We start from the raw sequence: 12,130 nt of genomic DNA on the forward strand, positions 1-12,130 counted from the left end.
TACAGTGCTTCACAGTGCTGCCATGCCCATGCGGTGTTATCCGGTTGTCAATCAGTGATTTTTAGATAGCAAAATTCCGGCAGTACCTGGGAGCTGATCCCGGGTTTTTGGTCGGATGCCTTTGACAAAGAGGCTCTATAGGATTTTCGGAGATTATAATGTACGCAGTTATCAGAACCGGCGGCAAGCAGTACCGCGTTGCCGAAGGGGAAACCCTCAAGGTTGAGAAGCTGGAAGCCGCAGCCGGTGACAGTATCGAACTCAACGACATCCTGCTGATCGCTAATGGCGAAGAAGTTAAGGTAGGTGCACCTGTAGTTGATGGTGCCAAGGTTACTGCGGAAGTGGTAAGCCACGGCCGTGGACCCAAGGTTAAAATCATCAAGTTCAAGCGCCGCAAGCATCATCGCAAGCAGATGGGCCACCGTCAGTGGTTCACTGAGCTGAAAATTACCGGTATTGCAGGCTAAGGAGAGAGAGAATGGCTCACAAGAAAGCTGGCGGTAGTACCCGCAACGGTCGCGATTCAGAAAGTAAACGCCTTGGTGTCAAGCGCTTTGGCGGTCAGGCTGTTCGCGCCGGTAACATCATTGTTCGTCAGCGTGGCACCCAGTTCCGCGCCGGTGAAAATGTAGGCATCGGTAAAGACCACACTCTGTTTGCCAAGGCTGACGGTAAAGTGGTATTTGAGGTTAAAGGTCCTCAGAAGCGCAAGTACGTTCGCATCGAAGCGGCTTAATTGTGCTTGTCCGGTTGACGAGCACGCTTTGAGCTGTTTCTGATACTGGTCATAGAAAGCCCCGCCTAGTGCGGGGCTTTCTTTATATAGTATGGTGTTTAAACTTTCAGTGTCTGCAGATAAGTTTTTCGCCAGACGGTGAGTGGTTGAGAGTTTATCTGTGGGCACTGGGCTCTGGAAGTGAAGTATGCTAACCGGAAGATAGCTCCGGTTAAATTGTGCCTGGTGCTGCAGGAGGTTGATAATGAAGTTTGTAGATGAAGCGCTGATTAATGTACAGGCTGGAAAGGGTGGCAACGGTTGCCTGAGCTTCAGACGGGAAAAATTTGTTGCCAAGGGTGGCCCGGACGGGGGAGATGGCGGTGATGGTGGCAGTGTCTACATTGTTGCTGACAATGACCTGAATACCCTGGTGGACTATCGTTATCAGCGTCATTATGAGGCCGAAAGTGGTGAACAGGGGCGCGGCCGCAATTGTACCGGCGCCAAAGGGTCGAATATTGAGCTGAAAGTCCCTGTGGGTACAACGATTGTTGATGATGAGACAGAAGAGGTTATTGGTGACCTGACCCGCGAAGGGCAAAAACTAAAGGTGGCTCAGGGTGGCTTTCATGGCCTTGGTAATACCCGTTTCAAGTCCAGTGTTAACCGGGCACCCCGTCAGACTACAAAAGGTTCTGAAGGTGAGGCCAGAACCCTGCGACTGGAGTTGAAGGTTATTGCCGATGTTGGCTTGCTGGGTATGCCAAATGCAGGTAAGTCGACGTTTATCCGGTCTGTTTCCCATGCCCGTCCGAAGGTGGCTAATTATCCGTTTACCACACTGGTTCCTAACCTTGGGGTGGTCAGTGTGCAAAAGCATCGCAGTTTTGTGGTGGCGGATATCCCGGGACTGATTGAAGGGGCTGCTGAAGGTGCCGGATTGGGTATTCGTTTTCTGAAACACCTGGCTCGCTGTCGAATTCTGCTTCATCTGGTTGACGTAGCACCCTTTGATGAAACCGATCCTGTAGAGAGTGCGAAGGCTATCGTTAATGAGCTGGAGAAGTTCAGTGGGGCGCTGGCGTCCAGGGATCGCTGGCTGGTACTGAATAAGGTTGACCTGCTCCCTGAAGATCAGCAGGAGACGATTTGCCAGCGCATTATTGATGAGCTGGAGTGGGAGGGGCCGGTTTATCGTACTGCGGCTATAGCCAGCAAGGGTACTGAGTCGCTCTGCCAGGACATCATGAACTTCATTGAAGAGCGCAATCTCCAGGAAGCTGAAAATGAAGAGATGGCACAGGCGGAAGAAGCGCAAAGAGCACGAATGGAGGCAGAGGCCCGGGCTCGAATGCGGGAACTTGCCGAGCAACGTCGTGCCAGAAGGATCGCAGCAAAAGCGGCAGCTGCCGAGGCGGAAGCTGAAGAAGATGCGGATGATGATGTTGAGGTTTTTTACGCTCCCTAAGCGAATACTATTCATTTGAATGCAGGCTTTGAGTGACCCGATTTCTTGGGAGTGAAATGAATGAGTGAGCGTAGCCGGTTACGGTCAGCCCAGCGTTGGGTGGTGAAGATTGGCAGTGCCCTGTTAACCAATGATGGTCAGGGACTTGATATGGGCAGTATGGATGCCTGGGTAAGACAAATCTGTATGCTGCGTCAGCAAGGTATAGAGGTGGTACTGGTCTCCTCAGGTGCTGTTGCTGCGGGCATGGAGTGTCTTGGCTGGGCTGAGCGACCGGATGCCTTGCACCAGCTGCAAGCTGCTGCTGCTGTGGGCCAGGCGAGGCTGGTTCAGGCCTGGGAAGCCTCCTTTGACAAAGAGGGCGTTCAGCCAGCCCAGATACTGCTCACCCATGCTGACCATAGTAACCGGCAGCGTTACCTTAATGCCCGGGCCACACTGAGGGCTTTGCTTGAGCATGATGTGGTGCCAGTGGTAAATGAGAATGACACGGTTGTTACCGACGAGATTCGTTTTGGTGATAACGATACCCTTGGCGCTTTGGTGGCTAACCTGGTTGAGGCGGATGTCCTGGTGATCCTCACGGATCAGGATGGCCTGTTTACCTGTGACCCCAGGAAAAATTCGGAAGCCCGGTTGATCCATGAGGCTCAGGCCAGTGACTCCAGGCTGGATGCCATGGCTGGTGGCGGTAGTGGTCGCCTTGGGCGTGGTGGTATGCAGACCAAACTCAGGGCTGGGCGGCTGGCGGCGGGTTCCGGGGCAGCTACGGTAATCGTGGGTGGCAGAATTGATAATGTGCTTGGTCGACTGTATCAACAGGAATCTCTTGGTACCTTGCTACTGCCAGATCAAGGGCGTCTTGCAGCTAGAAAACAATGGCTTCAGGGACATATGAGAACCTCTGGCGAGCTGGTTCTTGATGCAGGAGCGGTCAAGGTGTTGAGGGAGAAGGGGCGAAGTCTTTTGTCTGTGGGTGTCAAGGAAGTTAGAGGATATTTCCAGCGGGGCGAAATGGTAGCCTGTGTTGATGAGCAGGGCGGCGAAGTGGCCCGGGGGCTTATCAACTATGGCTCGGCAGAGGCGAGAAAACTTATTGGACGGTCAAGCTCAGAGATTCGCCTGTTACTAGGCTATGAGGGCGAGGAAGAGTTGATTCATAGGGATAATATGATTGTTGGCTGATGGACTGTGTCGATAAGGAACTGGAAAGCCGCCATGAACCGGTTTGGAGTTATGTTTCCAGACCGGATCAGGATATAAATAAAAAGTAGCGCTTATTCAACATTATTTACAGGCTATAACCCATTCTTGGGCGGGAAGTACTGGGAGCGTCTGTGTCATCGCTGTGAGGGTGTTTTCGCTTGTGGCTTATCTTGCTGGCCGCTGGCTTAGCGTCCTGTAGGATTTTTTTTATGCGACGGAGTCTTATATCGCGGTCAGGGTCGTTAGAGGAATTCCGGGCTTCCTGAGCTATATCTAAGAGGGATTGGCCGGAGTAGGTTTTTTTCTCAATCCTGAATCCGTGAGTTCACTGTAGCCCAACTCCTCTGGATCAACCACAAAACGTAAGTTCCAAGTTAAAATGCACCCACTCTAATTTTCACCACCTGGGTGCATTTTTGTGAAACTGAAAATTGAACAATCACAGACGGAATTTTATACACCGGTCGCAGGGCTTTATTTCGTTGGTCATGCACTCAACAAAAAGACAGCGTTAAGCAAATCCCTGCGCAAAATAAAAAAAAGGCACCGTATCACTCATATCGACCTGATCAGAGCTTACTGCGGCCAACTGGCTCAGGGTAAAAGTGATTTTGATAATGTTGATAATAACCGGGATAACGACTGGTTCCGGTTGGCAATGGGCATTAAACAAATGCCTTCAGCCAGCCGCTTAAGACAGCGTTTCAATGAAGATGCCGCCCAACTGATTCCTTTCATCGAGGACAGCCTTACCGATGTCCTGGTTAATCTTCAGGTGCCCGTCACACCCCTTCCGAAAAAACTCGATAAGAAGCAGCACATACCACTGGATATCGACGTATTCCCTATGGATAACAGCAATACCAAAAAGGAGGGGGTCGAGTACACGTATAAAAAATTCTTTGGTTATGCCCCTATTGCCGCTTACTTTGGCTGCGAAGGCTGGTGCCTGGGATGTGAATTACGCCCAGGCTCTCAGCACTCCCAGAATGATTTTATTGGCTTTTTACAAGCAGTGCTGCACCGCAGCCGACGTTTGACCCGAGCGCCTATTCTGGTTCGCCTTGATAGTGGCCACGATGCTGAGGAATCGCGCCGGGAAATCGCCGGGTTCAAAGGTGTGAATCACATTATCAAGCTCAACCCAAGAAAGTATCACACCAAGGAACACTGGCTCCCCATTTTTGAAGAAAAGCAAGTCAAATGGGAGGAGTCGCGTCCAGGAAAGAGTTATGCGACACTCTCAACCGTCTATGAAACCAACTATGGTAACCAGCGTCTGATTATTCGCATTATCAAGCGTACCACTGATACTGTAGGGCAGAGATTTCTGACACCCGATTATGAGCTGGAAGGATGGTGGACAACACTCAGCGAAGCTGACTACAGCGATGATCAGATCATTAATCTTTATGAGGATCATGCGACCAGCGAGCAGTTTCACAGTGAGTTGAAGACTGATATGGATTTAGAGCGCCTGCCTTCAGGCAAGTTTGACACCAACGACCTGGTGATGTGTTTGGGTGCACTGGTCTATAACATTCTGCGCTACATGGGGCAGAGTTGCTTGCTCGGGCCAGATGCGCCGGTACGTCATAAAGCCAAACGACGCCGGTTAAAAACCGTGATACAGGAACTCATCTACCTGGCTGCCCGTCTTCTGAAAAAAGGACATCAATACCGGCTACGCTTTGGTCGTTACTGTCCTGGTTTCAGGTCTTTCCATCAATTAATAAGCCAGCATGCACTTTGTTGATTGAATAGCGAGATAGAAAAAAATGCCATAAATGAGAAAGTACTGTATTGATAACGGTAGGGCTTCTTTCAACCTGTCTTCAAGTTTGATGATATTTTGATCAGCATTTATGCTTAAAAACGACATAAAAACACTTCAATCAATAACCCGAGTTATTTTCAAAGGAAAAAATTAATCAGCACATTTTCAAAACTGCCGGGCAAATCAAGAAATCACGGATTCAGGTCAATATCAGCTCCTTCATTTACCAGTAGTTCGAGCGTGTCTGGTTGCAAGTATCTGGCAGCAATGAAAATAGGAGGCATGAATTCTGAGCTATGACCGCTAACATCAGCGTTATGTTTCAGGAGAAGTTCAGCCAATTGCATATTTCCATACTGACAGGCGAGACTGAGAGGGCTTTTGCTGACACTGTTTCCATTGAAATTTGTTATAGAGAAATTAGGATTGGCTCCTGCTTCCAGTAATAGTGTTGCCACCTGAAGTATTTGTAAGTTTTCCTGTCTAATATTTGCGATATTCCATAAAGGATGGCTTTGTCCGGGAGTATCATGAACTGTTTCAGGATTTATCTTAATACAGGGAAAGTTTTCTGCGTGGAGGATTAGAGACTCTGCTGCATCGTATTGCTCATTGAGTATAGCGTCTGATATTAAATCTTCATTTGGGTGAGGTTTAAGACCTGTTTGTAAAAAATACGCGATTACATCATTTGCTCCTTGCTCTGCCGCGGAGGATAGTAATGATCTGGGGGATAATTCAGATTGAGCTTTTTGCAGGGCGGATGAATCCTTGTTTAAATTGAATTCTTTGAGTTCGATTACGTCATTTTCTGCGATGGCCTCTTTGATGGCTTGTGCTATTTCTTCTTCCTCTGTATCGAGTTGTTCCTTAATCTGTTTCTCAATATCTTTTTGGTTTTTTTTGATAAGGCTATCCCGGTTAATTTCCAGCATTGACGTTGCTAGAGGATCCATTCTAGGATCATCTGTGGATAGCGGAGTACGGCAGGTAGGGCATGTCGTAGGTTCTTTTAGATTTTCGAAGCAGTTGTTACAGATTACATGTTGACATTTGCGTGTACGAAATACCTTTTGCCCCTTTATTTCTAAGCATATTGGGCACTTAAGCGCTTCAAGTGTATTTATTTCAGTTTGACAGTTTGTGTTATTGATCGAGACAGTTCTGTCTCTGCCAGCGAGAAAGTGGATTGTTATGGCTTTTGTGCTGCGGTTCTCCTCCGTTTCGAGATAAGAGACCTGTTTGGGATTAATGACATTGCCAGTGATTGGTGCAGTCTGGTTAGTATTTGATAGCATAAATTACCCATTTTTTATTATTTTTTGTTTTTCACTGAGTTTAATTAAGTCAAAGAAAGATAATTGGTTGGACGTACAGGATGATAAGGAAGTTCCATCGTCTGTCACGGGTGCTAACAATCTTGTCAGATGTGTCTATAGAGCTTTGAAAGGTGGTCGAGTGTAGGTGGAGCAGCCCAGGAATCAGCTCGAATGGATGTCAAGCCTTATTGGTGCAGGGGCGGCGTATCTATGAATGAAAATGGTGTTGAGGTAGGGGCATAAAAAAAACCGGCATGTAGCCGGTTTTTTTGCAAAGCTTAAAGCTTAGGCGGAAGCCAGTGCTTTAACCTGAGCGTTCAGGCGGCTCTTGTGACGGGCAGCTTTATTCTTGTGAATAATGCCTTTGTCAGCCATGCGGTCGATGACAGGAACGGCCGCCTGGAATGCAGTCTTGGCAGCTTCCAGGTCTTTAGCTTCGATAGCACGTACAACTTTCTTGATGGAAGTACGAACCATGGAACGCAGGCTTGCGTTGTGCTGGCGACGGTTTTCAGCCTGACGGGCGCGTTTCTTTGCGGAGGGTGAGTTTGCCACCGTTGAGCTCCTTGAAATAGGGATTTCGTTCTGTTGATAACAGGGAGGCTTCGGACACCCTGCTGGGTACATGGCCGTGCCGCGGTTACTGAAAAGCCTTCCCGGGTAAGAAGATTTTTCAGCCCATATACCATATCAAAGGCGGGAACTATGCCTATTTATAGGGGGGTTGTCAATAGAGGAACGCTTGCTGGTGGTCAGGGTTGGCAGTGATCAGGTTGTGAATAATCTTGCAGAATAACGACTCAAAAATCTATGACTACAGAAGAGTTAATAATGGCTAAACCACACCAGTTAAAGGACTTTCTATGTGGGTGCGGTTTAGCCCCAAACACTTAATACCCCAGATATCCATAGCGCATAAATCCAAAACATGGCTGGCTAATTACTGATACCTGAGCCATTGGCCAATAGTTTATCGGTGGGCCTACATAAATAGGTGGCGCTATCATATAAGGCTGGACAAAGAACGGCTGAGCCTGCCTTGAGTATAAACGGCAACACCTGTGCTCTGGATTGCAGGGATCTGGTTGCTGAGCATTCTGTACTGGATGAGAAACGGTTGTAGCATTTTGAATTTGAGGGGGCTTTTTTTCAGCATCTTTTTTCTCTTTGTTCTCTATTACCCCAGGCTTTTTCTCAGTCAGCTTATTCATTTTCTCATTCATTGCCTGGAATTCTTTCTTCATCCGCTCATTTTCAGCGGACATATTGGCTAGTGTTTTTCTTAACTGTTCATTATCAGCGGCCATTTTTTGAGAACCCAACTTAATGTCAGCTGCCGCATTTTCAATGCTGTTTTTTTCGTTTTGAAGATCTTCAATAACCTGCTGATGAGACTGTTTTCCTAAATAATAACCCAATCCACCGGCGGCCAATCCAGGAATGCCATACTGCAAACCTAATAAGGCAGTTTGTGGAAGCCATTCAGGAATCCAGCTAAACCAGGATGAAGGGGTATCCACTTTTTTGGCCTTGCCTAATAAACTTGCCCGTGGTTTTGCTGGTGTTACGTCTAACATCACATCCTTATAGTCCGGAGCATGGCACTGTCCCTTAATTTTTGGGATAACATTACCTGGTGGAGTAGAAACGTTCTTGTTTATATTGCTAGACCAGCCTGCCCTTTTTGTTGCAGGTGTTATACCCAGCATTACATCTTTATAATCTGGCGCATAACTTTTCCCCTTGCCGGCATTTTTTGTCGGTGGGTCTAACGGACACTGGAAAGGGCCTATCGGGGGGCATTGAGCTGTTCCATTTGTGTACATAAAAACCTCCTTATTTTTAAAATCCTGAATTTAACCGAGTAATCATAATGCTTAAGACTAAAGTTTTAGCCTGTAGTTCCGGAAAAGTCAGAAACGCTGACAATACTGTTAGCTAAAACCTTCACAATGGCATTACACATGTTTTCTACGGCCTCTCCCTCAAGATAAACACCGTCATTCAATAATCTGCATATACCATGGAGCATCCCCCAGGTGACTTGAGCCAGGCGCAGCCCATCTATCGACCGGGTAAAAATACCTTGTTGCTGCCATTCACGAATAAACGCCACAAATCGTTGAAAAGCCTTTTTAGACACCGCGTTTAGCGACTGGGTAGGTGCGCCTCTTTTCCAGACTGGCCTGCCAAACATCAGGTCATATTGCTCGGCATGATGCTGGGCAAAGGCGATATACGTTTGGACAAAATCAGAAAGCCACGGTTTTAGTGGGATGGGTTTAGTGTTAAATAGCGCGTCAAAATGTTTTTCCCAGCCATAAAAACCCTGTTCTGCAATGGCACATAGCAATTCATTCTTGTTTTTGAAGTGGTGGTAAGCGGCAGTCCGTGACACCCCCACCCTTTCTGCCAGCCCCCGCATGGATAATTGTTCAACTCCGGATTCGCCAATCATGCGTGTTGCTTCTTCTATAAGCACCTGCTCCAGGTTGCCATGATGATAGGATTGGGTTTTATCCATAATGCTTCACTCAAAAACAATCTTGACACCGTCAAATTACAGATTTACTTTACCACTCAGACTATAAAAATATCTATAAAATACGAGTTTGCCATGGCCTACCAATCCATCCAGGTATCAGTTGATGCTGATATCGCCCATATCACTCTCCACCGCCCGGACAAACGGAATGCCATGAACCTTGACTTCTGGAGAGAGTTTCCGGAAGCAATCCGGGATATAGAAAATCATTGTCGTGCACGGGTTATAATTTTGTCTGGAGAGGGCTCAATGTTTTCTTCAGGTATGGATTTATCTGTTTTTATGTCTCCTGACTCAAGCTTGATATCAGGAGATCCCGGGCGACGCAGTGAAAACCTTAGAAGAACCGTTCTTCAACTCCAGGCTATTTTTACCCAACTGCAAGAAACCCGGATTCCGGTTTTAGCTGCCGTCCATGGCGGCTGTATCGGGGGAGCCCTCAATCTTGTATGCGCCTGTGATTGTCGGTATGCCACAGAAGATGCTTATTTTTCAGTAAAAGAAACCCGGCTGGGAATGACCGCCGATCTTGGTGTTCTGCAAAGGCTGCCCCACCAATTATCTGAGGGACTGGTGCGTGAACTGGCTTACACGGGCAGAAAGTTATCTGCCAGGGAAGCACTGGCAAGAGGCTTTATCAACCAACTGTTCCCGGATAAGGAGCGTATGCTGGCTCATGTTATGGATATTGCCCGCCAGATAGTGGCCAACTCTCCTCTTGCGGTGGCTGGCAGTAAGGAGATGTTGAATTTTTCCCGGGATCATTCCGTAACAGATAGCCTGAAATATATGGCCACCTGGCAGAGCGGCATGTTTCAACCTAATGAAATGATGAAAGCATTCCAGGCCAATGTTCAGAAACAGCCTGCAGACTTTGATGATCTGTGGCCTGTAACCCCTCCTCTCTCACAAGACGAGAGCTGATTACTACTCTAATAAGAAAGAGGTATACTATGGCTACAAACACCTATTACCCCCACCTTTTTTCGCCATTGGATCTGGGTTTTACTACCCTGAAAAACCGCGTTCTAATGGGTTCAATGCATACCAACCTTGAAGAGCGCCCTCAGGGATTTGAACGCCTTGCAGCATTCTATGCAGAGCGGGCCAAGGGCGGAGTTGGCCTGATTGTTACAGGCGGTATTGGCCCAAATGTTGAAGGGGGCGGTATGCCAGCCGCCGCCCTGTTAAATAAAACAGAGGAGGTGGCTAAACATAAAGTAGTGACCCGGGCTGTCCATAATGAAGGCGGTAAAATTTGCCTGCAGATCCTGCATACCGGTCGCTATGCCTATCATCCCATGAACATAGCCCCCAGCGCCATTCAGGCACCGATTAATCCCTTTAAGCCAAGGGAACTGGCTCCCGATGAAATTGACGGACAAATAGAGGCCTTTGCCCACACATCTTCCCTTGCTAAAGAAGCGGGCTATGACGGTGTAGAGATTATGGGGTCAGAGGGTTACTTTATTAACCAGTTTATTGCTCCCCGAACCAATCATCGTAAGGATCAATGGGGAGGGCGTTATGAAAACCGCATTCGTCTGCCCATTGAAGTTATCCGGCGAACCCGTGAACGGGTAGGCAAGGATTTTATTATTATTTACCGCCTGTCCATGCTTGACCTGGTAGAAGACGGCAGTAGCTGGGAGGAAATAGTTCAGCTGGGCAAAGAGATAGAAAAGGCAGGGGCAACCATTATTAACACCGGTATTGGCTGGCATGAGGCCCGTATCCCAACCATAGCCACCATGGTTCCCCGGGCGGCTTTTACCTGGGTAACGGCAAAGATCCGTAAAGACCTCAACATTCCGGTGATTACTTCTAATCGAATTAATATGCCTGACGTGGCTGAAGAAGTACTGGCCAGAGGCGATGCGGATATTATTTCCATGGCTCGTCCAATGTTGGCCGATGCTGAATGGGCAAATAAGGCAGAAGTCGGGCGAAGCGATGAAATTAATACCTGTATCGCCTGCAACCAGGCCTGCCTGGATCATGTTTTTCAGGGAAAATTGACCAGCTGTCTGGTGAATCCCCGGGCCTGTCATGAAACAGAACTTAATTATGAGCCAACAGTACAGCCTAAAAAACTGGCCGTGATTGGCTCAGGTCCCGCTGGCCTGGCCTTTTCAGTAACGGCAGCATCTCGAGGACATGATATTACGCTGTTTGAGGCATCCGATAAAATCGGTGGTCAGTTTAATATCGCTAAACAAGTGCCGGGAAAAGAGGAGTTTGAAGAAACCCTTCGTTATTTTAAACGACAGATTCAGTTAACCGGCGTCAACCTTAAACTGAATACCAGGGTATCAGCCTCAGACTTGGAACACAGTGATTTTGACGAGGTTATTATTGCTACGGGTATTGCTCCCCGCAAACTGGATATAGCGGGTATGGATCACCCATCCGTATTAAGCTACTTGGATGTATTTAAGGGGGCACCTATAGGTAATAAAGTAGCAGTGATTGGTGCCGGGGGGATTGGTTTTGATCTGTGTGAATATATTACCCAGAAAGGACCCTCAACCACTCTTGATATCCCTGCCTTTATGAAGGAGTGGGGTGTTGATATTACCCTTGAAAGTCGTGGTGGACTTTTACCATCAAAGGGCAAGCCAGAGTCATCCAGGGAGGTTTATCTGTTGCAACGTAAGAAAACCAAGCCGGGAGCGGGTCTTGGCAAAACCACGGGTTGGATACATCGTACCTCACTGGCCAGCCGTGGTGTAAAAATGATTCCTGATTGTGAATACCACAAGATTGATGATCAGGGACTTCACCTGAGCATCGCCGGTAACTCAAGGGTTCTTGGTGTGGACACTATTGTTATATGTGCTGGCCAGGAACCACTGCGGGAGCTAGCTGACACTACCCAAGGAAAAACGCTCCATTTGATTGGTGGGGCTGACAAGGCTGCTGAACTGGATGCTAAAAGGGCCATAGATCAAGGCTGTCGTTTAGCTGCGGAAGTATAACTTTTAGGGGGGCTAAATCCAAAGCATTTAGCCCTCATAGTTTCCTGCTAATAATTCAGATTGTCTTTAATCCAAATAATTCCCAAATTGCTTTAGTGCCATGGGAAAGATTACTT

At 47.7% G+C, this 12,130-nt stretch carries 11 protein-coding genes; 7 read left to right on the forward strand and 4 right to left on the reverse strand.

The features are described 5' to 3' along the window. Positions 1-158: 158 nt before the first annotated feature. The 5 genes from rplU (at position 159) to MJ595_RS12660 (ending at position 5,151) form a co-directional block, all read left to right on the forward strand. Positions 159-470, forward strand: coding sequence for a 50S ribosomal protein L21 (rplU, locus tag MJ595_RS12640; RefSeq protein ID WP_263078259.1), 312 nt, complete (start codon positions 159-161; stop codon positions 468-470). Between the two features lie 11 nt (positions 471-481). After that, the gene (gene rpmA / locus MJ595_RS12645) at positions 482-739 is read left to right on the forward strand and encodes a 50S ribosomal protein L27 (RefSeq protein ID WP_263078260.1); all 258 of its coding nucleotides are present in this window, start codon (positions 482-484) and stop codon (positions 737-739) included. Between the two features lie 244 nt (positions 740-983). Continuing rightward, complete coding sequence (gene cgtA / locus MJ595_RS12650; protein ID WP_263078261.1) at positions 984-2,189, forward strand: Obg family GTPase CgtA; 1,206 nt, start codon at positions 984-986, stop codon at positions 2,187-2,189. A 60-nt stretch (positions 2,190-2,249) separates the two neighbouring features. Further along, entirely contained in the window at positions 2,250-3,374 is a 1,125-nt protein-coding gene (gene proB / locus MJ595_RS12655; RefSeq protein WP_263078262.1) for a glutamate 5-kinase, read from the forward strand. A gap of 439 nt (positions 3,375-3,813) precedes the next feature. Then, positions 3,814-5,151, forward strand: a complete 1,338-nt coding sequence (locus MJ595_RS12660) for an IS1380 family transposase (RefSeq protein ID WP_263078015.1) — start codon at positions 3,814-3,816, stop codon at positions 5,149-5,151. Between the two features lie 212 nt (positions 5,152-5,363). Here the strand turns inward: MJ595_RS12660 and MJ595_RS12665 are convergent, their stop codons facing one another. The 4 genes from MJ595_RS12665 to MJ595_RS12680 all read right to left on the reverse strand — a co-directional run bounded on the left by MJ595_RS12665 (position 5,364) and on the right by MJ595_RS12680 (position 9,015). Next, on the reverse strand, positions 5,364-6,128 hold the full coding sequence (locus MJ595_RS12665; protein WP_263078263.1) for an ankyrin repeat domain-containing protein: 765 nt from the start codon (positions 6,126-6,128) through the stop codon (positions 5,364-5,366). A gap of 648 nt (positions 6,129-6,776) precedes the next feature. Beyond that, positions 6,777-7,046, reverse strand: a complete 270-nt coding sequence (gene rpsT, locus MJ595_RS12670; protein ID WP_263078264.1) for a 30S ribosomal protein S20 — start codon at positions 7,044-7,046, stop codon at positions 6,777-6,779. 335 nt (positions 7,047-7,381) lie between these two features. Next, positions 7,382-8,317 (reverse strand): hypothetical protein, encoded by a 936-nt coding sequence (locus tag MJ595_RS12675; RefSeq protein WP_263078265.1) that lies wholly within the window; start codon positions 8,315-8,317, stop codon positions 7,382-7,384. Positions 8,318-8,382: 65 nt separating this feature from the next. Then, positions 8,383-9,015, reverse strand: coding sequence for a TetR/AcrR family transcriptional regulator (locus MJ595_RS12680; RefSeq protein WP_263078266.1), 633 nt, complete (start codon positions 9,013-9,015; stop codon positions 8,383-8,385). 93 nt (positions 9,016-9,108) lie between these two features. On the opposite strand from MJ595_RS12680, the gene MJ595_RS12685 reads away from it, so the two are divergent. Next, entirely contained in the window at positions 9,109-9,960 is an 852-nt protein-coding gene (locus MJ595_RS12685; protein ID WP_263078267.1) for a crotonase/enoyl-CoA hydratase family protein, read from the forward strand. 29 nt (positions 9,961-9,989) lie between these two features. Continuing rightward, positions 9,990-12,014 carry an NADPH-dependent 2,4-dienoyl-CoA reductase gene (locus tag MJ595_RS12690; protein ID WP_263078269.1) on the forward strand — a complete coding sequence of 675 codons (2,025 nt, stop codon included), beginning with the start codon at positions 9,990-9,992 and terminating at the stop codon, positions 12,012-12,014. The last annotated feature ends 116 nt before the right edge of the window (positions 12,015-12,130 follow it).

This window comes from Endozoicomonas sp. Mp262 (genome assembly GCF_025643335.1).
In the GTDB taxonomy this organism is placed as follows: Bacteria; Pseudomonadota; Gammaproteobacteria; order Pseudomonadales; family Endozoicomonadaceae; genus Endonucleibacter.